Below are 18,787 nucleotides of genomic sequence, written 5' to 3' on the forward strand. Positions count from 1 at the left end.
GACAGCAAGACGAGCAGGCTGCAGGAGATACAGAACCGGATGGAATGGATGAATGTGGATGAGTTCGCCGTTGTGGCTCAACTATTAGCTGACCATCCATCGACTAGGAACGACAGAACTGTTCGGACTTTCTCACTTGATGGAGCAACACAATGAAAACGTTATTTGTCTTGATGGCCCAATACAACGGTCAGGTGGTCATTCCCTTGGATCGAGTATGTAAGGACTACTTCACTCATCTAACCACCGACATGTTCCAGCGCAAAGTGGGGGCCGGGCAAATCAAGATTCCTATCACTCGTATGGAGCCAAGCCAAAAAAGCGCAAAGGGCATTCACATCACGGACCTTTCCGAATACCTAGATGCGCAACGCGCCGCAGCCGTCAAAGAGAGCAATCAGTTGAACAGCGCGCCACGCGGTAGCTAATTCACTTAAGCGTCCTGGCGCCCAGCTTTACGGGCGCCTGTAGGACTTTTTCCAACCACTTCCAATTTTCGTATGCATCCCCGCGTCCGCGAAGGTGGGTATAGCGCCGCATTGAGTTCCAATCACGATGCCCCGATACACTCGCTACCCGAGGAATGTCCCAGTCCATTTCGAACAGGCGGCTGACACCGTCGTGGCGCAAGTCATGAAAATGCAGATTCTCGATACCAAGTATCTGACAAGCCCTGGTCCATGATGTGGATACAGACTCTGCACTGTACGGAAATATCTCCGGCAGCACCTTCGGCATAGTTTGGAGAATTGCCCAGGCTTCTGGCGGTAAATGGCACCAGACGTCGTTACCAATCTTCTGGCCAGGGTTTTTCATGTCTCGCACCAGTACCCGATGGCCCACCTCATCGAGATCCGTCCACTGAATCCGCGTAATTTCCTCCTGCCGGCGTGTTGAAAACAACGCGAACCCGGTCATCTTGAGCATGTTGATCGACGTTGGGCGGCGCGCTTGGATACCCTGAAAGTGCGTAAGTAACTGGTCTAGTTCATCCAGAGTGGGGCGTCGGTCGCGCTCGCGACTTTTCATGTTGTACCCCAGCTTTTTCAAGACCCGGCGGGCATCCGTCATTGCGTGCGGGTCGACTTCATAGCCCCAGGCAGGCCGAGCGATAGACAGCACTGCGCCCAGATGCGCCAGATCATTGCCAGCCGTCTGTGGTTGTACAGTCCCGCCCTCCTTACCCATGCGCCACAGCGCATACTCCACCAGCACCTGACTGTTAATGTCCTGGTCGTCCAATTTGCCTAGGTACGACTCGCTAATTGCTTTGAGCGTAGCGAGCTTGGTCTTACCCAAAGGTCGGACCTTCTCCATCTCACTCAAATAACGGTCAATCATCTCCTTGACTGTCGCGGCTTTGCGGTTTGCACGCTCGATCGCGCCAGGCTCAGCCAGCTCCGTTTCGCGCTTGCGAGCCCAAGCTTGGGCAGCCTGTTTCCGGGCGAAGGTCTGGCACTCTTGGTAGACTAAGGCCCCTTTGTTTTTAAGGCGGATCTGGACCGTATAACTGACCGATCCGTCGGCCTTCTTTCTTGCTCTAATGGTTGCCATCGTTCCAGTGGTACAAATGAGAAAGTGAGTGGTACATTTTACCACCGGCCTTTAAAAAACGTCTGAAAACGCCTAAAAACGGCCCAGAATTCGCAGAGAAAAATGCTACCTAAAACAGTCACTAAGCCACAGAACACAAGCTCTGCACTGTCTCGGCGGTTTAGCGTTGCGCCCATGATGGACTGGACGGACAGACACTGCCGCTTCTTCCTGCGCCTACTGTCCAAAAACGCCCTCCTCTACACCGAGATGGTCACCACCGGCGCAATCCTCCACGGCGACCACGAACGCTTTCTGCGCCATAACGAGGCCGAGCATCCACTCGCCCTGCAGTTGGGCGGTAGCGTCCCGGCGGACCTGGCCGCCTGCGCCCGCATGGCCCAGGACGCCGGCTACGACGAGGTGAACCTCAACGTCGGCTGCCCCAGCGACCGGGTGCAAAACAACATGATCGGCGCGATCCTGATGGCCCACCCTGCCTTGGTGGCGGATTGCGTAAAGGCGATGCAGGACGCGGTCTCGATCCCGGTAACGGTTAAGCACCGCATCGGCATCAACGGCCGGGACAGTTACGCCGAGCTGTGCGATTTCGTTGGCCAGGTGAAGGACGCGGGCTGCACCAGTTTTACCGTGCATGCGCGAATCGCCATTCTGGAAGGGCTGTCACCGAAGGAAAATCGGGACATCCCGCCCTTGCGCTACGACGTTGCCGCCCAGTTGAAGCAGGATTTCCCTGAACTGGAGATCATCCTCAACGGCGGCATCAAGACCCTCGAACAGTGCCTGGAGCATTTGCAGACGTTCGATGGCGTGATGCTGGGCCGCGAGGCTTATCACAATCCGTATCTGCTGGCCGAGGTGGATCAGCAGCTGCTTGGCAGCACTGCACCTGTTATCTCCCGCGCCGAGGCGCTGGCGCAGTTGCGTCCTTATATAGCCGAACACTTGGCGACAGGTGGCTCGATGCACCACATCACCCGCCACGTACTGGGGCTGGGGACGGGTTTCCCGGGGGCGCGGAAGTTTCGGCAGTTGTTGTCGGTGGATATTCATAAGGCCAGTGATCCGCTGGCGTTGCTGGATAAGGCCGGGGAGTTGCTGGAGGGGCGGTGATTTGGGTGTCAGTGGGTTTATTGGGTGGCTGACACGACGCCTTCGCGAGCAAGCCCGCTCCCACATTTGGATGGGGGGATGTCAGGAAGATGGGGCAAGGCTGCTCCCACCGTTTGATCGGGTGGTCATCGGGCAGTTGGGTTGAACCTGCTGACTGTTTTGGCCTCCTATTGAGCATTAGCCGGTGATTCAAACGGCTGTTTTCAGGTTGTTGCCCTCGCAAACGATCGAATGCATTTGCGCCCTTGAGCGGCTGTCAGCGCTCGGGTAATGTCATCAGACCCACAGGACAGAGCACGCCCATGACTTCCAAGCTGGAACAACTCAAGCAATTCACCACTGTAGTAGCCGATACCGGCGATTTTTCTACCCTCGCCAAGCTCAAGCCACAAGACGCCACTACCAACCCTTCCCTGCTGCTCAAGGCCGCGTCGATCCCAGGCTATGCCAAGCTGCTGGACGAGGCTGTTGCCGACTGCAACGGCGATGTAGGCCTGGCCAGCGACCGTTTTGCGGTAGCCGTCGGCCAGGAAATCCTGAAAGTGGTGCCCGGCCGCATTTCCACCGAGGTGGATGCCCGTCTGTCGTTCGACACTGACGCCGTCCTCAAGCGCGCCCATCGCCTGATCGACCTGTACGACAAGGCCGGCATTGGCCGTGACCGCGTGCTGATCAAGATCGCTTCCACCTGGGAAGGCATCCGCGCCGCCGAGCAGCTGGAAAAGGAAGGCATCCAGACCAACCTGACGCTGCTGTTCTCCTTCGCCCAGGCCGTGGCTTGCGCCGAAGCCGGCGTGTTCCTGATTTCGCCGTTCGTGGGCCGTATCTACGACTGGTACAAGAAGGCCAACGGCAACGACTACACCGGCTCCGAAGATCCGGGCGTGCAGTCGGTGACGCGCATCTACAACTACTACAAGGCCAATGGCTACAAGACCGTGGTAATGGGTGCGAGCTTCCGTAACCTGAGCCAGATCGAAGAGCTGGCTGGTTGTGACCGCCTGACCATCAGCCCGGACCTGCTGGAAAAACTCGCAGCCGACAACGGCAAGCTGGAACGCAAATTGTCGCCAGGCCATGCGGGCGAAGCTCGTGTGCACTTGACCGAAGCGCAGTTCCGTTGGGAATCCAACGAAGATGCGATGGCCACCGAGAAACTGGCCGAGGGCATTCGTCAGTTCGCCCGCGACCAGGAAAAACTCGAAGCGCTGTTGACCGCCAAGCTCTAAAAACGGCGGCGACAAAAAGGGCGGCACCTGTGAGGGTGCCGCCCTTTTTTTGTATTAGCCGATTTCGAGCCGAACTCAGTTAAAAATGTGGGAGGGGGCTTGCTCCCGAATACAGGCGTCAGTCGCTACATTCACTACTGACCCGCCGCTTTCGGGAGCAAGCCCCCTCCCACACTTTGACAGTGTTTCAGCTGGAAATTAGTGCCGCTCCAGCGCATTCACCAGGTCGTGGAACGCCTCGCGGTTGGAGTCGTTCAAGCCCATCAGGATCTTGTGGGCTTCCAGTACCTTGACCCGTACCACTTCCTCGGACTGGTCCTGGGACGGCAGGTCGGTCAGGCATTCCGGGCACGGGATCGGGCGGTCAACGATGTTGAACACTTGATCGAAGCCCATGGACTGCAACAGACGGGTGATGTCTTCGTGGGTGGTGACGACGGTCGGCAGCAGTCCGACCTTCTGCCGAGACAGAATGGACAACTTGGCCAACAGCCCAAGGGTGGTGCTATCGATGCTGCGGGTTTCGGTCAGATCGATCACGATCGCCGAGAAATTCAAGGCTGTGAAAATCCGCTCAATCGTCGCATCCAGCGCCGAACACAAGGTCAGGCGCACTTCACCGACAAACTTCAGGACAAACGTCCCGTCTTGCTCGGCGAATTGGATTCTTCCGGTACTCATCAAAGATTCCTGCTCAACACCAATAGGGCGATATCATCCGGCATCTCCCCTAGCGTGGCCAATCCAAAAACCTGCCGCAGGCCATCCAGGCTGCCGCCCGCCGACCTGACCCGTTGGGGCAAGGCGGCTTCTTTCTCTTTGAGTGTAGGCTCTGGCAAAAGGTCCAGGATACCGTCGGACATCAGCGTCAGGCTGAACGTCGGCGGCAATTCCAGGATGTGGTCTTCGTAGGTGGCTTCATTGAACAAGCCAACCGGCAAACCACGCCCTTCCAGGTAGCGCACACTGTCTGGAGTGTATAAAACCGGCAATGGCAGGTGACCGCCAATGCTGTAGGTCAAAAGACCTGTTTCTTCATCAATCACGCCGCCGACCATCGTCACGTGCTTGCCCAGCTTGCAGCTGATCAGGCCCCGGTTGATGTGGCCCAGCACTTGCGAAGGGGTGAACTCCGGCAAGGTGCCATTGCGCTTGGATTCGAACAACAGCCGTGTGGTCATGAACTTCAACAACACGGTCACGAATGCCGAGGAGGCGCCGTGGCCGGAAACGTCGGCCAGGTAGAACGCGACACGCCGCTCATCAACGCGGAAGTAGTCGACGAAATCACCCGACAGGTACAGCGACGGGATGATCTGGTGGGCAAACTTGAACTCGTCGATGCTCCACGGGCTCACCGGAAGCATGTTCATCTGCACCTGGCGACCGGCGTTCTGGTCTTCCTGGAGCAGGTTCAGGCTGGCTTCGAGTTCGCGGTTGGCGGTTTCGAGCTTTTCACGGTAACGCTGGTTTTCCAGCAGCAACCGTGCACGATCCAGGGCACGGCGTACCGAGTGCTCCAGTACGGCCAAATCTTCCAGGGGCTTGATCAGGTAGTCGGCGGCGCCCAGACGCAAGGCCTCGACGGCATCATTCATCACACCGGCACCGGACACGACAATCACCGGCGTCTGCGGGGAAAGGTCGGTCACCTGGCGAATCAGCTCGAGGCCGCCCACTTGCGGCATGCGCAGGTCGCAGATCACAAGGTCGGGCTTGTCGCGCTCGAATACCTGGAGACCCTGGAGGCCGTTGCTGGCCTGCAGGACGCTGAAGCCACTGTCTTCCAAATAGGCCGCAAGACTCGCGCGCACTACTTCGTCGTCATCGATTATCAGCAGCGTGGCACTGGTTTTCTGCATGTGGGCAAACGGCGCCAGAATTAGGTTGGCGTAGGCAGCTCGACAATGGCCGGGCTTACTACTGGATTCGCTTTCTAGCCTCTCTGTCCTACAAAACGCCGAGTTATTGCCGACGCACAAAGGTAAAGCAGAGGTGCCCTTCTAAGGCGCAGACGGTACTCCCATCCGCCAGGGGTTTCAAGCTCACGGCGATGGTCGCCGGGCGTCTTTACATCGCAAATCACCAGTAGTTATAAGAACGCATAAAACCGCGACTTAAAGTAAGCACGTAACCCACGGATAAACCTCGAATGCCGCCCACAAAAAAGGCGACCCGAGGGCCGCCTTCTTCTTTCAAGCCTGGGGCTTAAAAGTCGTCTACAACCTTGCCATCCTTGACCTTGAACTCGCGGTTCTGCAAGTAGGCGTTGCGGATGAAGGTGTATTTGTCGCCGCTGATCAGCTTCTCGGAGGACAGCAGGCTGGCACGCGTGTCGACGATATTCAGGCCGAAGGTGCTGTTGCGCCAGCCGATATCGTTCATGTAGCGGTACGGCTGGGTGTAGCTGTCCACGTATTTGGACGGCGCGTCACGCAGGGTGCTTGGGCCCAGCAGTGGCAGCATCACGTAAGGACCGCTGTCGACGCCCCAGTAGCCGAGAGTCTGGCCGAAGTCTTCGTCGTTGCGTTGCAGCCCCATTTTGGTGCCGACATCAACAAAACCCAGCACGCCGAACGTGGTGTTCATCAGCAAGCGAGCAGTGTCGACGCCTGCAGCGTGGGGCTTGAGTTGCAGCACGTCGTTGGCAAAGTTGCCGACGTCGCCGATGTTGCGGAAGAAGTTGTGGATCCCGTCCTGCACGAACTGCGGGGTCACGAACTGATAGCCTTGAGCCAATGGCTTGAGGGCATAGGTATCAACGGTATCGTTGAAGGTGAAGATCGGGCGGTTGACGCTTTCCCATGGATCATCTTCCGAGGCCGCCTGGGCTACGAAAGGAACCAGCAAAATACTCGCACATACGGACAGCTGAGCTAGACATTGGCTCCAGCGCATAGCTTGAACTCCTTGAATGGTCTGTCATGGGCGCTATGCCCTGAATGAGGCCGTCAGTATATGACGGAAGTGTCAGATTAGGCAGCCTTGCAGAAATGTCATTCAGCAAATGCACAAAATTCCTACAATTGCTGCGGGTGTAACTTGCTTGTCACCCAAGTCCGGTAGCGTCACTGCTATTTCAGGGACGTCGAAATGCCACACGCCGAGATTGTTAGTGCCAGCACCCCGTCCTTGACGGCCGTACTGTTCGGGCTTAGTGGCTGCCTGGTGGACTTTGGTTCCCAGGCCCGCGCCGATTCCGCGCCTTCCAGCGATACCCATGCCACTGTCGGCGCCCTGAAGATCCTGCGCAGCCTCGAAGAACAGCGCGTCCCTTGTGCATGGCTGGACGAGTTGCCGGCGTCGGTTTCCACACCGCTGGCCGCCGGGCTACCCCGCTGGATCAAGGCTGCCAAGCCCTCCTCCACCCGCTGGCCGGCGCCTCACGCCTGCTGGCAGGCCCTGATGGAACTGAATATCGAACGCCTGGAAGGCTGCGTCCTGGTCAGCGGCGAGCCACGCCTGCTGCAATCGGGGCTCAATGCCGGGCTGTGGACCATTGGCCTGGCATCCTGTGGCTCATTGTGCGGGCTTTCGCCGCAGCAATGGCAAGCACTCAGCGAGAAGGAACGCGAGCATAAGCGCGCCAAAGCCACTGTCGCGCTCTATGGCCTGGGCGTGCATTCGGTGATTGACCACCTGGGCGAACTGCAGACCTGCCTGGCCGACATCAGCCTGCGCCAGCTCAAAGGCGAGAAGCCCTGATCGAGATCATGCACAGTAGGCGCCAGTGGATTAATCTACAGGTCAGCCCATAGACCTTTCCCGGCGTGCCGCGGTCTATGTCAGTGCCTATCGATAAAAGGAAGAACGCCATGCCTGCCCGCGAACAACTGCAAGAACAGGTCAAAATTTTGCGCGAGCAATTGGATCAGAATCCAGAAATGCCCCTCGAACAGCGCGAAGAGCTGCAAACATTGATTGCTGAACTGGAAGTTCAGGAGCCACTGGAAGGTGCCATTCAGGATCCAAGCATCGCCGATGGTGTGAACCTGGCGGTAGAACGCTTCGAACTCGACCACCCGGGTATTGCCGGGACCTTGCGCAATATTGTGGTGACCCTGGGTAACATCGGGATTTAATAGCCCGACACCTATCAAATGTGGGAGCGGGCTTGCTCGCGAATGCGGTCCGTCAGCTGATACATATGCTGGCTGATACACCGCTTTCGCGAGCAAGCCCGCTCCCACATTTATTTTGGGTGAAGGCTACTGTCGAGCCAGCCGCAGGTTCTGGAACTGCAGATCTTCCGTACTGCGGTACGGGTTGATATCGAGCCCGCCACGCCGCACATACCGCGCATACACCGTCAGTTTCTCCGGCTTGAGCAAGCGCTGCAGGTCGAGAAAGATCCGCTCCACGCACTGTTCATGGAAGTCCGAATGCTGGCGGAAGCTCACCAGGTATTCCAGCAGGCTGGCATGATCCAGCGCCGCGCCGCGGTACTCCACCGCCACACTGCCCCAGTCAGGCTGGCTGGTCACCGGGCAGTTGGACTTGAGCAGATGACTGTGGACGCTCTCCTCCACCACGCGCGAATCGTCGCAACGCAGCAGTTCCGGGCGCGGGTGCTCGTAGTTGCTGACGGTAATGTCCAGGTCATCAATGCACACACCCGGCAACGCGACCACGCCTTCGGCTTCAACCTCGCCCAGGCTGCGGATGCGCACGCCAACCGGCTTGCCGGCCGCTGCACTCAGGTCGGTGCGCAAAGTCGCTTCAAGGCTTTGCACATCGGCAAACGCGGTTTGGTTCAGCGAGTTGAGGTACAACTTGAACGACTTCGACTCGATGATGTTCGGCGAGTCGGCCGGGATACTGAATTCACCGATGGCCACCACGGGTTTGCCGGATGGCAGCAGCCAGGACAGTTCGAAGCAGTTCCAGAAATCCACGCCTTTATACGGCAGGGTCTCGGCACTCAGGCCCAGCTCGGCCCACTTGGCGGCGCGAGGAATCGGGAACAGCAACGACGGGGTGTAGGTGGAGATGTATTCACTGGACTTGCCCAGCGGCGAATGTTCGGCTGCGGGATGCATGGCGGAAACCTGGCTAAATAAACGCCGCCATTCTACCCGCCTTTGCCCGTCAATGGCTTACTGGCTGACGGTCAGCTTGCCGACCATGCCCGCCTGGTAATGCCCCGGAATGTTGCAGGCAAACTCCAAGCCGGTGGCCTTGGTGAAGGTCCAGGTCAGCTCGGCGGTCTTGCCTGGCTCTACCAACACGCTGTTGGGGTCGTCGTGCTTCATGCCTGCCATATCACCATGCCCCATCGCACTGTGGTCCATTTTGCCCATGCCGGTCGCCGTCAGCATGCCGCTGGCCTGCATCTGCAGCATCTCTTTCTGATGCGCTGCGTGCATGGCGGCATCGCCAAGGTTGAATTCATGAAGCAACTGGCCTTTGTTGACCAGCACAAAGCGCACAGTCTCACCGGCTTTTACATCAATAGCCTTGGGCGAAAAGGAAATGTCCTGCAGCACCACTTCCACGGTGCGCGTGGCCTTGGCGGCGGGCGCGGCCTCACCGAAGGCGAAGGTTTCAGCCGGGGATGCCAGCACCGGAAGACTCATCGCCATCAGGCAGCCCGCCAACAACCAGGATTTACGTAAAAACATGCTCACACTCCAAAGGTTCGGAATCAGTCTGTGGGACACTTTACGAACGCGCCGCTGCCAGCCAGCTGACTGCCAGATTACAACTTTGTCAGCTTGAGCCGGCTGCCGGATGTGCGCGGTATAACGTCTGTGTTCCCGTAAAACCATGAGCCGCCCATGAAACTGCTGATCGTCGAAGACCAACCGAAAACCGGCCACTACTTGCGCCAGGGGCTGGCCGAGGCCGGGTTCAACACCGAGCTGGTGGCCGACGGCACCAGCGGCCAGCACCTGGCGCTGACCGGTGACTACGACCTGTTGATCCTCGATGTGATGCTGCCGGGCCGCGATGGCTGGCAGATCCTCCAGGCCGTACGCAACGCCGGGCTCGACATGCCGGTACTGTTCCTTACCGCGCGGGACGCCGTGGAAGACCGGGTGCATGGCCTGGAACTGGGCGCCGACGATTACCTGGTCAAGCCCTTCGCCTTCTCCGAACTGCTGGCCCGGGTGCGCAGCCTGTTACGCCGTGGCAGCAGCCCCCCCCAGGAAACCAGCCTGCAACTGGCCGACCTGCGCATGGACCTGATCCGCCGCCGGGTAGAGCGCGACGGCCAGCGCATCGACCTGACGGCCAAGGAGTTTTCCCTGCTGGAACTGCTGCTGCGCCGCCAGGGCGAAGTACTGCCCAAGTCGCTGATTGCCTCTCAGGTGTGGGACATGAACTTCGACAGCGACACCAACATCATCGAAGTCGCGATCCGCCGCCTGCGCCTGAAGGTCGACGATAACTTCCCCAACAAGTTGATCCACACCGTGCGCGGCATGGGCTACGTGCTTGAGGAGCGGTTCAGTTGATGAAACGGATTTCCCTGACCAGCCGCCTGGCACTGCTGTTTGCTGGCTGTACCGCCGTGGTTTCATTGCTGGCCGGCGTGCTGTTCAACCATGCCAGCGAGGCGCACTTTATCGAGCTGGACCAGCAGTTGCTCGACGGCAAGCTGATAGCGCTGCGCAGCACATTGCAAGGTGCCGACACGCCAGAACGATTTGCCTTACGAGAAACAACGCTGCGAGAAGAACTCAATCGCCAGCCTGACCTGGCCTTGCGCATCACCGCAGGCGATCAGCGCTGGTTCGACGGCGCTCCCGGCATCACCCTGCCCCAGGCGCCTGGCCTGCACAGCGTGCAGAACGCCGGCACCGATTACCGCGTGTACAACGCGCCGCTGATTCCTGGAAACACTGACTCGCCACGCCTGACGCTGATGCTCGACATCACCCACCATCAACACTTCCTGCAACGCATGCAGCATCTGATCTGGCTGACCGTCGGTCTCTCCGCCCTGGCCACCGCCCTGCTCGGCGCCTGGGCCGCCCGCAGCGGGTTGCGACCGCTGAGGCGCATGAGCGAAGTCGCCAGCGGCGTGTCTGCCCACTCCCTGACCCAGCGCCTGCCCCAGGAGCAAATGCCCGCCGAACTGGAGGAACTCGCCCAGTCCTTCAACGCGATGCTTGGCCGCCTGGACGATGCCTTCCAGCGCCTTTCGGCGTTTTCTGCCGACATCGCCCATGAACTGCGCACGCCACTGTCGAATTTGCTGACACAGACCCAAGTCATCCTCACGCAGCCACGGGCGCTGGAGGACTACCGCGAAGCCCTGCACAGCAACCTGGAAGAACTGCAATGGATGGCGCAGTTGGTCAACGACATGCTGTACCTGGCCAAGGCGGACCATGGGCTGCTGGTGCCCAAGCGCGAAACCCTGGTGCTGGCGGACGAGGTGGAGGCATTGCTGGAGTTTTTCGCACCGCTGGCGGAGGACGTCCAGGTGCGGCTGGTTCGGGAAGGCAACGCCAGCACTTCAGGTGACCGCAGCATGTTGCGCCGGGCGATTTCCAACCTGCTGGATAACGCGCTGCGGTTCACCCCGCCGGGTGGCGAAGTCAGCGTGCGGATCGTCGAGGGGATGCAAGGCGTGACGCTGAGTGTGGAAAACACCGGGGAAGGCATTCCCGAGGCATTGTTGCCACGGTTGTTTGACCGGTTTTACCGGGCAGATCCGGCGCGTCATGAAGGGAGCAGCGAACATGCGGGGCTGGGTTTGGCGATTACCCAGTCGATTGTGCGGGCCCATGGGGGGCGGATTTTCTGTGAGTCGGGGGCGGGATGGGCGAGGTTTGTGATGGAGTTGCCGCAGGGGTATTGATGCAAGCTGTAGCGGCCCTTTCGCGAGCAAGCCCGCTCCCACATTTTGACCGGGTGCATTCAGGAAGAACGCGGTCAAAATGTGGGAGCGGGCTTGCTCGCGAAGGCGGTCTTAAGAATTACGAATACCTGAGGGCATGCGCCGGCTCAATCTTCGCCGCCCGATACGCCGGATAGATGGTCGCCAAAAAGCTCAACACAAACCCCGCCGAGCAAATCAGCAACACATCCCCACCCTGCAACTGCGAAGGCAGGTTGCTGACGAAATACACGTCCGAACTGAAGATATGCTGCCCGGTGACCCGCTCCAGCCAACCCACCAGTTCACTGACGTTCAGCGCCGCAATCACGCCGAGGATGCCACCGATCAAGGTACCGACGATCCCGATCACCGTCCCCTGCACCATGAAGATCGCCATGATCTGCCGCGGCGTGGCGCCAATGGTGCGCAGGATCGCAATGTCGGCGCCCTTGTCGTTCACCACCATGATCAAGGTCGCGATGATGTTGAACGCCGCCACCGCGACGATCATCAGCAACAGCAGGCCGATCATGGTTTTTTCCATCTTCATCGCGCTGAACAGGCTGCCCTGGGTGTGGGTCCAGTCGTCGGCCTTGTAGTCGGCGCCGAGGCTGGCGGCGATATCCGCCGAGACCTTGGGTGCGGCATACAAGTCTTTCACCGCCAGGCGCACGCTTTGCACCTGGTTCGGCTCCCAATGCTGTATCTCGGCGGCGTCGGCCATGTGGATCAGGGCCATGGAGCCATCCAGCTCCGCGCCCACCTTGAACACACCCACCACGTTCAAACGCTGCATACGCGGGGTGATGCCACCGGGCGCACTGCTGATTTCCGGTACGATCAGGGTCAGCTTGTCACCGACATTCAGGCGAAAACGCCGGGCGGTGATTTCGCCGATCACCACACCGAACTCGCCCGGCTTCAGGTCTTCCAGATGGCCCTGGACAATATGTTGGGCCACGATCGACACCTTGCCTTCCTGGGCCGGATCAACGCCACTGATCTCGATCGGCTGCATCGCGCCCTTGTAGGAGAGCATGCCGTCCATCTGTGTGAACGGTACGGCAGCAGTGACTTCCGGATTCTTCATCGCGGCATCTGCCACCGGCTGCCAGTCGCTGATCGGCTTCACGCCAACGATGGTCGCGTGGGGCACCATGCCGAGGATGCGTGAGCTCATTTCCCGCTGGAAACCGTTCATTACCGACAACACAACGATCATCGCCAGCACGCCCAGGGCGAGGCCGATCATCGAGGTCATCGAGATAAACGAAACAAAACGGTTGCGGCGCTTGGCGCGGGTATAGCGCGTGCCGATGAAAATCGATAACGGTCTGAACATTCGCGGGCACCGTTGAAAAAATAGAAAACCCGGCGCCGGGCGCCGGGCTTGAAACAGGTCAGATGGCGACCAGATGACCTTCCTGCAGGTGCAGCACACGGTCCATCTGGCGGGCCATGCTCATGTCATGGGTCACCACCAGGAACGCAGTGCGCATCTGGGTGCTCAACTCCAGCATCAAGTCCTTGATGCCCTGGGCGGTATGGGAGTCGAGGTTGCCGGTTGGCTCGTCGAGCATCACCAGGCCCGGGTTGTTGACCAGGGCACGGGCAATTGCCACACGCTGGCGCTCGCCGCCGGACAACTCAGCCGGCTTGTGCTCCAGGCGATGGCCCAGGCCGACGCGCTCCAGCAACGCCTGGGCACGCTGGCGTGCTTCCGGGATCGCGGTCTTGCCGATCAACAGCGGCATGCAGACGTTTTCCAGGGCGGTGAACTCGGGCAGCAAGTGGTGGAACTGGTACACAAAACCCAGCGAACGGTTGCGCAACTGGCCACGGGCCTTCTCGCCCAGGGCCGACAACTCTTCGCCGGCCAGCCAGACGCTGCCCTGGGACGGCGTATCAAGGCCGCCCAACAGGTTGAGCAAGGTACTTTTACCGGAACCGGAACTGCCGACGATCGCCACGCGTTCGCCCGGGTGCAGTTCCAGCTGCAGGTTGGACAGCACCACCACGGACTCCGGGCCTTCCTCGTAGGATTTGCCCAGGTTGCGGCAGCTCAGGATTGCTTTTTCACTCATGCCCGATTCACTCATAACGTAAAGCCTGCGCCGGCTGGGTACGTGCCGCGCGCCAGGCTGGATACAGGGTGGCAAGGAAACTCAGGACCAACGCGGCGCCGCCGACCATCAATACGTCCTGGCTCTGCACCTGGGACGGCAAGTAGTCGATGAAGTAGACGTCGGAGTTCAAGAATTTGTGGCCGATCAACACTTCCAGCCCGGCGATAGCAGCGCTGACGTTCAGCGCGGCGAGAATCCCCACCACGGTGCCGATCAAGGTGCCGACGACGCCGATCACCGTGCCCTGGACCATGAAGATCGCCATGATCTGCCCCGGCGTGGCGCCAAGGGTGCGCAGGATCGCGATGTCGCCCTTCTTGTCGTTCACCACCATCACCAGCGTGGAGATGATGTTGAAGGCGGCGACGGCGACAATCAGCAGCAACAGCAGGCCGATCATGGCTTTTTCCATGCGTATGGCCTGGTACAGGTTGCCGTGGGTACGGGTCCAGTCGCGGGCGTAGTACTGGTTTTCACCCAGGTGCTGGGCAATTTCCCACGAGGTACGCGGCGCGTCGAACAGGTCGTTGAATTTCAGGCGCAAGCCCTGGACCTGGTCCGGCTTCCAGCGATGCAGGCGGGCCAGGTCGGTCAGGTTGGTCAGGCCCAGGTAGCCGTCGATCTCACCGGCGCCGACATGGAAGATGCCGACCACGGTAAAGCGCTTCATGCGCGGGAACATGCCCGCCGGAGTCACGGTGACTTCCGGCGCGACGAAGGTCAGCTTGTCGCCGATGCCCACGCCGAGCTTGGCCGCCGCCTTGTCGCCGATAGCGATGCCAAAGCTGCCGGGCGACAAGTCGTCCAGTTTGCCCTGTTGCATGAAGTTATCGATGATCGAGACATTGCGTTCCTGCGCCGGGTCGATGGCATTGAGCAGGACTTTCTGCACCTTGCCGTCGTTGGTCAACAGGCCCTGCATCTGGGTGAAGGGCGCAACCGCCAGCACTTTGGGGTTCTGCTTGACCTTCGCGGCCAGGCTTTGCCAGTCGCTGATGGGCTCACCCGACTCGATGGTCGCGTGGGGCACCATGCCCAGCACGCGGGTGCGCATCTCATGATCGAAACCGTTCATCACCGACAGCACCACAATCATCACGACAACGCCAAGGGCGAGCCCGATCATCGAGGTCAGGGAAATGAACGACACAAAATGATTGCGACGTTTTGCACGGGTATAACGCGTGCCAATAAATACGAAGAGAGGTCTGAACATGTCGGGGCTTGTTCGGAGGAAAAGAAGACGTCCTTGTGGCGGGGTCAGGTAAGCAGCTTTACACTCAGACCATCACCGCTGCCTTGGGTTCGCCATGTCGACATTAGATGAAGAAGATCGCCGCGAATACTACCGTATCGAGGACATGATCGCACTGGAAATTACCCCACTGTCGGGCCCGGAAGCGCTGAGCAAGGAAGTGTTGCTGGATGATTCGCCGCTGTTCAATCTGCTCAGCGAGTTGCACCTGAGTGAATTTGAATCCCAGCATTTGCTGCGCCAGATTGGCGAGCGGGACCGCACCCTGGCCGCCTTCCTCAAAGTGCAGAACAAACGCATGGATTTGCTCAGCCAGATCATGGCGCAAAGCCTGCTGGGCGAGATCGGTACGCCGCAGCCCGTGGTCATCTCCGAAGGCGGCATCGAATTTCTGAACCCCACGGCGATCCAGCCCGACAGTCACCTGGCGGTCAAACTGGTGCTGATGCCGCAAGCCCTCGGGCTGTTGCTGCGAGCCAAGGTTACCCATTGCGATGCCAAGACCGGTGGCTTTGAAATCGGCACGGAATTCGAAGCCATGACCGATGCCCAACGCCAGTTGCTGGCGCGCTACATCCTGCAGAAACAGGCCCAGGAACGGCGCCTGGCGCGGGAAAAAAGCGACGAATCCGACACCTGAATACGATCATTGAATGGCGCGTCGCGTCATCCATCCAGCCAGGAACCCTGGCGTAAAGGAGCAACTGTGACCCTGATTTATGGCCACCGCGGTGCCAAAGGCGAAGCACCGGAAAACACCCTGACCAGCTTCCAGGAATGCCTCAAGCACGGCGTGCGCCGCTGCGAACTGGATTTGCACCTGTCCATGGACGGCGAGCTGATGGTCATCCACGACCCGACGCTCAAGCGCACCACCGACCGGCGCGGCAAGGTCGTCGAGTACTCAGCCGCCGACCTGGTCAAGATGGACGCGCGCAAAGGCGGCCCGGGCTGGGTCAACCCTTGCCCGATCCCGCGCCTGGAAGAGCTGTTCGAACAGTGCGACTTCGACCACTGGCAACTGGAAGTCAAAAGTGCATCGCGCACCCGCGCGGCAACCACCGTGCTGGCAATCCGTGAAATGGCTCAGCGTTTCGGGCTGATGGACAAGGTCACCGTGACCTCAAGCTCGCGGGAAGTGTTGAAAGCGGCGCTGGACCTCACCCCGGACCTGTCCCGCGGGCTGGTAGCCGAATACGCCTGGCTCGACCCGTTGAAGGTCGCGGCCAACTATGGCTGTGAGATTCTGGCGTTGAACTGGACGTTGTGCACCCCTGAGCGTCTGGAAAAAGCCCAGCGCCAGGGTTTGCACGTGTCCGTGTGGACCGTCAACGAACCCGCGCTGATGCGCAGGCTCGCCGACTTCGGCGTAGATAGCCTGATTACAGACTTTCCCGGTTTGGCCACTGCCACCCTCGGGAATTACTGAAATCGGTCTCCCCGGCCGGCTCAGGCCACCGGCCGGAGCCGCTCAAAAAAGCCGGTTGAGGCCGTCGTAGGCCGCTACCCGATAGGCTTCAGCCATGGTCGGGTAGTTGAACGTGGTGTTGACGAAATACTTGAGGGTATTCAGTTCACCCGGCTGGTTCATGATCGCCTGGCCGATGTGCACGATCTCCGACGCCTGATAGCCGAAGCAATGCACGCCGAGCACTTCCAGGGTCTCGCGGTGGAACAGGATCTTCAGCATGCCCTGGGGCTCACCGGCGATCTGCGCGCGCGCCATGCTCTTGAAGAACGCCTTGCCGACCTCATAAGGCACCTTGGCCTTGGTCAGTTCGTGCTCGTTCTTGCCGATCGAGCTGATCTCGGGAATCGTGTAGATCCCGGTCGGCACGTCGTTGACGTAGCGCCAGCTGCCGTTGTCGACAATGCTGCCAGCGGCCGAGCGGCCCTGGTCATGGGCGGCACTGGCCAGGCTCGGCCAGCCGATCACGTCACCGGCACCGTAGATGTTCGGTACGCAGGTGCGGTAGTTCTCGTCGACTTCGATCTGGCCACGGCTGTTGACCTTCACACCGATGTTTTCCATGCCCAGCTTGTCGGTGTTGCCGGTACGGCCGTTGCACCACAGCAAGGCGTCGGCCTTGATCTTCTTGCCGGATTTCAGGTGCAGGATCACACCGTTGTCCAGGCCTTCGACCCGCTCGTACTCTTCGTTGTGGCGCACGGTGATGTTGTTGTTGCTGAAGTGGTAACTCAACGCCTGGGAAATTTCCGAGTCGAGGAAGCTCAGCAACTGGTCGCGGTTATCCACCAGCTCGACCAATACACCCAGGCCGCTGAAGATCGAGGCGTATTCACAGCCGATCACGCCGGCGCCGTAGATGATCAGTTTGCGCGGGGTGTGGCCCAGGCTGAGGATGGTGTCGCTATCGTAGATACGCGGGTGGTGGAAATCGATATCCGCCGGGCGATACGGACGCGAGCCGGTGGCGATGATGATGTGCTTGGCTACCAGCTTCTCGACCACGCCGTTGGCGCAGACCACTTCGACGGTTTGCTCGTCGGCGAAGCTGCCGGTGCCGAAGAACAGGTCGACGCGGTTACGGGCATAGAAGCCGGTACGCGAGGCAACCTGTTTGGAAATGACTTTTTCAGCGCTCTTGAGCACGTCCGGGAACGAGAACCAGCGCGGCTCACCAATGGCCCGGAACATCGGGTTGGTGTTGAACTGCATGATCTGGCGCACCGAGTGACGCAAGGCCTTGGACGGGATGGTACCCAGGTGGGTGCAGTTACCGCCGACCTGGCGACGGCTATCGACCATCGCCACCTTGCGCCCTGCTTTGGCGGCGTTCATCGCCGCACCTTCTCCAGCTGGGCCGGAACCCAGTACCACCACGTCGTAGTTGTAGACAGCCATGCGTACTCCTCAGAACAGGCCAGGGCGCACGGTTGGACGCCTGGCTAAATCATGCCGCGGCCAGCGGTCATGAAGGATCAATGTGGCTCAAGTGTGTGAGCCGGGGCACAGTCTATAGAACGCTCAACGTCGCGCACATTAACCCTTGGTCGCGTCGTAGGCCAGTTTTGCCTTTACTACACGGCGCTCGTTATTGAATTAACCTGTAGGCAAGCACCTTTTCAGGACTGGCCATTATGAAGCATGTCGTCATTTGTTTATTGCTGATGTTTTCGGTCCCGGTTCTGGCGAATGAGGCTGATCGCCTCAAACAAGCCGATTTTCCGCCGCAATCTCATCAACTGGTGCTGAAAAACCAGGCCGTCCTGACCTACCTCTGGGCAGACGTCTATGCGGCGGCATTGTTCGCCCAGGCTGACCTGAGCGCCAAACAAGCCCTGGATCAGCAAAAAGACCTGCGCCTGGAGCTGTATTACTTTCGCGACATCGACCGCAACGATGTGATCAAGGCCGCCACCGCCACCCTCGAACGTCAGCAAACACCCGCCACCCTCGCCCGCCTGAAGCCTGAACTGGATCAATTGCACAAAAGCTTCCGCAACATCCGCAGCGGCGACCGTTATGCGCTGGACTTCCAGCCTCAGCGCGGCCTGAACCTGGAAATCAACGGCACGGTGGTGTTCAGCAGTCGCAATGACGAGCTGGCCAAGGCTTACCTGGGAATCTGGCTGGCACCAAAAGGCTTGTCCGACAGCCTGCGTAACACCCTCCTCAACTGATCGCAAAAACCCTGTGGGAGCGGGCTTGCTCGCG

20 protein-coding genes are annotated in these 18,787 nt (G+C 59.5%); 10 read left to right on the top strand and 10 right to left on the bottom strand.

What is annotated here, in order from left to right; genetic code table 11:
* Positions 1 to 152: 152 nt before the first annotated feature.
* Positions 153 to 428: a pyocin activator PrtN family protein gene (locus HX846_RS05895; protein WP_178965122.1), complete on the top strand. Its 276-nt coding sequence runs from the start codon at positions 153 to 155 to the stop codon at positions 426 to 428.
* Between the two features lies 1 nt (position 429).
* Here the strand turns inward: HX846_RS05895 and HX846_RS05900 are convergent, their stop codons facing one another.
* The gene (locus HX846_RS05900) at positions 430 to 1,554 is read right to left on the bottom strand and encodes a tyrosine-type recombinase/integrase (RefSeq protein WP_178965123.1); all 1,125 of its coding nucleotides are present in this window, start codon (positions 1,552 to 1,554) and stop codon (positions 430 to 432) included.
* Positions 1,555 to 1,656: 102 nt separating this feature from the next.
* Between HX846_RS05900 and dusA the strand changes: the two genes are divergently transcribed.
* Positions 1,657 to 2,667 carry a tRNA dihydrouridine(20/20a) synthase DusA gene (gene dusA, locus HX846_RS05905; RefSeq protein WP_178965124.1) on the top strand — a complete coding sequence of 337 codons (1,011 nt, stop codon included), beginning with the start codon at positions 1,657 to 1,659 and terminating at the stop codon, positions 2,665 to 2,667.
* Between the two features lie 302 nt (positions 2,668 to 2,969).
* On the top strand, positions 2,970 to 3,896 hold the full coding sequence (gene tal / locus HX846_RS05910) for a transaldolase (protein ID WP_008437618.1): 927 nt from the start codon (positions 2,970 to 2,972) through the stop codon (positions 3,894 to 3,896).
* Between the two features lie 198 nt (positions 3,897 to 4,094).
* Here the strand turns inward: tal and rssC are convergent, their stop codons facing one another.
* The 3 genes from rssC to HX846_RS05925 all read right to left on the bottom strand — a co-directional run bounded on the left by rssC (position 4,095) and on the right by HX846_RS05925 (position 6,794).
* A complete protein-coding gene (gene rssC / locus HX846_RS05915; RefSeq protein ID WP_003218919.1) occupies positions 4,095 to 4,577 on the bottom strand; it encodes an anti-sigma factor antagonist RssC in 483 nt (160 codons plus the stop codon).
* Positions 4,577 to 5,758: a two-component system response regulator RssB gene (gene rssB, locus HX846_RS05920; protein WP_017477221.1), complete on the bottom strand. Its 1,182-nt coding sequence runs from the start codon at positions 5,756 to 5,758 to the stop codon at positions 4,577 to 4,579. Before rssB ends, rssC begins: the two co-directional genes overlap by 1 nt.
* Positions 5,759 to 6,104: 346 nt before the next feature.
* Positions 6,105 to 6,794, bottom strand: a complete 690-nt coding sequence (locus tag HX846_RS05925; protein ID WP_008437615.1) for a VacJ family lipoprotein — start codon at positions 6,792 to 6,794, stop codon at positions 6,105 to 6,107.
* Positions 6,795 to 6,989: 195 nt separating this feature from the next.
* Here HX846_RS05925 and HX846_RS05930 point away from each other — a divergent pair, with 195 nt between their 5' ends.
* Positions 6,990 to 7,601: a hypothetical protein gene (locus HX846_RS05930; protein WP_003218927.1), complete on the top strand. Its 612-nt coding sequence runs from the start codon at positions 6,990 to 6,992 to the stop codon at positions 7,599 to 7,601.
* A 110-nt stretch (positions 7,602 to 7,711) separates the two neighbouring features.
* Positions 7,712 to 7,978: a DUF4404 family protein gene (locus tag HX846_RS05935; RefSeq protein WP_177028721.1), complete on the top strand. Its 267-nt coding sequence runs from the start codon at positions 7,712 to 7,714 to the stop codon at positions 7,976 to 7,978.
* A gap of 126 nt (positions 7,979 to 8,104) precedes the next feature.
* Here the strand turns inward: HX846_RS05935 and queF are convergent, their stop codons facing one another.
* Both queF and HX846_RS05945 read right to left on the bottom strand, forming a co-directional pair.
* Positions 8,105 to 8,935 (bottom strand): NADPH-dependent 7-cyano-7-deazaguanine reductase QueF, encoded by an 831-nt coding sequence (gene queF, locus HX846_RS05940; RefSeq protein WP_076017252.1) that lies wholly within the window; start codon positions 8,933 to 8,935, stop codon positions 8,105 to 8,107.
* 57 nt (positions 8,936 to 8,992) lie between these two features.
* Complete coding sequence (locus HX846_RS05945) at positions 8,993 to 9,517, bottom strand: plastocyanin/azurin family copper-binding protein (protein ID WP_003218934.1); 525 nt, start codon at positions 9,515 to 9,517, stop codon at positions 8,993 to 8,995.
* 156 nt (positions 9,518 to 9,673) lie between these two features.
* Between HX846_RS05945 and HX846_RS05950 the strand changes: the two genes are divergently transcribed.
* Together HX846_RS05950 and HX846_RS05955 are read left to right on the top strand one after the other, a co-directional pair.
* Positions 9,674 to 10,354 carry a heavy metal response regulator transcription factor gene (locus HX846_RS05950; protein WP_003218936.1) on the top strand — a complete coding sequence of 227 codons (681 nt, stop codon included), beginning with the start codon at positions 9,674 to 9,676 and terminating at the stop codon, positions 10,352 to 10,354.
* Positions 10,354 to 11,706 (top strand): heavy metal sensor histidine kinase, encoded by a 1,353-nt coding sequence (locus HX846_RS05955; RefSeq protein WP_177028720.1) that lies wholly within the window; start codon positions 10,354 to 10,356, stop codon positions 11,704 to 11,706. The genes HX846_RS05950 and HX846_RS05955 overlap by 1 nt, the downstream gene beginning before the upstream one ends.
* Positions 11,707 to 11,824: 118 nt before the next feature.
* Here the strand turns inward: HX846_RS05955 and HX846_RS05960 are convergent, their stop codons facing one another.
* Genes HX846_RS05960 through HX846_RS05970 form a run of 3 tightly spaced genes read right to left on the bottom strand, consistent with a single transcriptional unit; the run spans position 11,825 to position 15,069 of the window.
* Positions 11,825 to 13,069 (bottom strand): lipoprotein-releasing ABC transporter permease subunit, encoded by a 1,245-nt coding sequence (locus tag HX846_RS05960; RefSeq protein WP_003218940.1) that lies wholly within the window; start codon positions 13,067 to 13,069, stop codon positions 11,825 to 11,827.
* Positions 13,070 to 13,127: 58 nt separating this feature from the next.
* Positions 13,128 to 13,811, bottom strand: a complete 684-nt coding sequence (lolD, locus tag HX846_RS05965; protein ID WP_003218941.1) for a lipoprotein-releasing ABC transporter ATP-binding protein LolD — start codon at positions 13,809 to 13,811, stop codon at positions 13,128 to 13,130.
* Between the two features lie 7 nt (positions 13,812 to 13,818).
* Positions 13,819 to 15,069 carry a lipoprotein-releasing ABC transporter permease subunit gene (locus tag HX846_RS05970; protein ID WP_003218943.1) on the bottom strand — a complete coding sequence of 417 codons (1,251 nt, stop codon included), beginning with the start codon at positions 15,067 to 15,069 and terminating at the stop codon, positions 13,819 to 13,821.
* A 94-nt stretch (positions 15,070 to 15,163) separates the two neighbouring features.
* Between HX846_RS05970 and HX846_RS05975 the strand changes: the two genes are divergently transcribed.
* Both HX846_RS05975 and HX846_RS05980 read left to right on the top strand, forming a co-directional pair.
* Positions 15,164 to 15,748 (top strand): PilZ domain-containing protein, encoded by a 585-nt coding sequence (locus HX846_RS05975; protein WP_003218944.1) that lies wholly within the window; start codon positions 15,164 to 15,166, stop codon positions 15,746 to 15,748.
* 66 nt (positions 15,749 to 15,814) lie between these two features.
* Positions 15,815 to 16,537 (top strand): glycerophosphodiester phosphodiesterase family protein, encoded by a 723-nt coding sequence (locus HX846_RS05980; RefSeq protein ID WP_003218946.1) that lies wholly within the window; start codon positions 15,815 to 15,817, stop codon positions 16,535 to 16,537.
* 42 nt (positions 16,538 to 16,579) lie between these two features.
* Here the strand turns inward: HX846_RS05980 and sthA are convergent, their stop codons facing one another.
* Complete coding sequence (gene sthA / locus HX846_RS05985) at positions 16,580 to 17,974, bottom strand: Si-specific NAD(P)(+) transhydrogenase (protein WP_003218947.1); 1,395 nt, start codon at positions 17,972 to 17,974, stop codon at positions 16,580 to 16,582.
* 236 nt (positions 17,975 to 18,210) lie between these two features.
* Between sthA and HX846_RS05990 the strand changes: the two genes are divergently transcribed.
* Positions 18,211 to 18,753, top strand: a complete 543-nt coding sequence (locus HX846_RS05990) for a chalcone isomerase family protein (protein WP_178965125.1) — start codon at positions 18,211 to 18,213, stop codon at positions 18,751 to 18,753.
* Positions 18,754 to 18,787: the final 34 nt, after the last annotated feature.

This window comes from Pseudomonas sp. K5002, assembly GCF_013386655.1.
In the GTDB taxonomy this organism is placed as follows: Bacteria; Pseudomonadota; Gammaproteobacteria; order Pseudomonadales; family Pseudomonadaceae; genus Aquipseudomonas.

What these genes read in the sequence shown, in the direction of transcription:
- lolD (WP_003218941.1), bottom strand. Translation starts at nt 13,811, where the DNA reads ATGAGTGAAAAAGCAATCCTGAGCTGCCGCAACCTGGGCAAATCCTAC.
- HX846_RS05970 (WP_003218943.1), bottom strand. Translation starts at nt 15,069, where the DNA reads ATGTTCAGACCTCTCTTCGTATTTATTGGCACGCGTTATACCCGTGCA.
- HX846_RS05900 (WP_178965123.1), bottom strand. Translation starts at nt 1,554, where the DNA reads ATGGCAACCATTAGAGCAAGAAAGAAGGCCGACGGATCGGTCAGTTAT.
- tal (WP_008437618.1), top strand. Translation starts at nt 2,970, where the DNA reads ATGACTTCCAAGCTGGAACAACTCAAGCAATTCACCACTGTAGTAGCC.
- rssB (WP_017477221.1), bottom strand. Translation starts at nt 5,758, where the DNA reads ATGCAGAAAACCAGTGCCACGCTGCTGATAATCGATGACGACGAAGTA.
- dusA (WP_178965124.1), top strand. Translation starts at nt 1,657, where the DNA reads ATGCTACCTAAAACAGTCACTAAGCCACAGAACACAAGCTCTGCACTG.
- HX846_RS05975 (WP_003218944.1), top strand. Translation starts at nt 15,164, where the DNA reads ATGTCGACATTAGATGAAGAAGATCGCCGCGAATACTACCGTATCGAG.
- HX846_RS05990 (WP_178965125.1), top strand. Translation starts at nt 18,211, where the DNA reads ATGAAGCATGTCGTCATTTGTTTATTGCTGATGTTTTCGGTCCCGGTT.
- HX846_RS05950 (WP_003218936.1), top strand. Translation starts at nt 9,674, where the DNA reads ATGAAACTGCTGATCGTCGAAGACCAACCGAAAACCGGCCACTACTTG.
- sthA (WP_003218947.1), bottom strand. Translation starts at nt 17,974, where the DNA reads ATGGCTGTCTACAACTACGACGTGGTGGTACTGGGTTCCGGCCCAGCT.
- rssC (WP_003218919.1), bottom strand. Translation starts at nt 4,577, where the DNA reads ATGAGTACCGGAAGAATCCAATTCGCCGAGCAAGACGGGACGTTTGTC.
- HX846_RS05925 (WP_008437615.1), bottom strand. Translation starts at nt 6,794, where the DNA reads ATGCGCTGGAGCCAATGTCTAGCTCAGCTGTCCGTATGTGCGAGTATT.
- queF (WP_076017252.1), bottom strand. Translation starts at nt 8,935, where the DNA reads ATGCATCCCGCAGCCGAACATTCGCCGCTGGGCAAGTCCAGTGAATAC.
- HX846_RS05935 (WP_177028721.1), top strand. Translation starts at nt 7,712, where the DNA reads ATGCCTGCCCGCGAACAACTGCAAGAACAGGTCAAAATTTTGCGCGAG.
- HX846_RS05945 (WP_003218934.1), bottom strand. Translation starts at nt 9,517, where the DNA reads ATGTTTTTACGTAAATCCTGGTTGTTGGCGGGCTGCCTGATGGCGATG.
- HX846_RS05930 (WP_003218927.1), top strand. Translation starts at nt 6,990, where the DNA reads ATGCCACACGCCGAGATTGTTAGTGCCAGCACCCCGTCCTTGACGGCC.
- HX846_RS05895 (WP_178965122.1), top strand. Translation starts at nt 153, where the DNA reads ATGAAAACGTTATTTGTCTTGATGGCCCAATACAACGGTCAGGTGGTC.
- HX846_RS05955 (WP_177028720.1), top strand. Translation starts at nt 10,354, where the DNA reads ATGAAACGGATTTCCCTGACCAGCCGCCTGGCACTGCTGTTTGCTGGC.
- HX846_RS05960 (WP_003218940.1), bottom strand. Translation starts at nt 13,069, where the DNA reads ATGTTCAGACCGTTATCGATTTTCATCGGCACGCGCTATACCCGCGCC.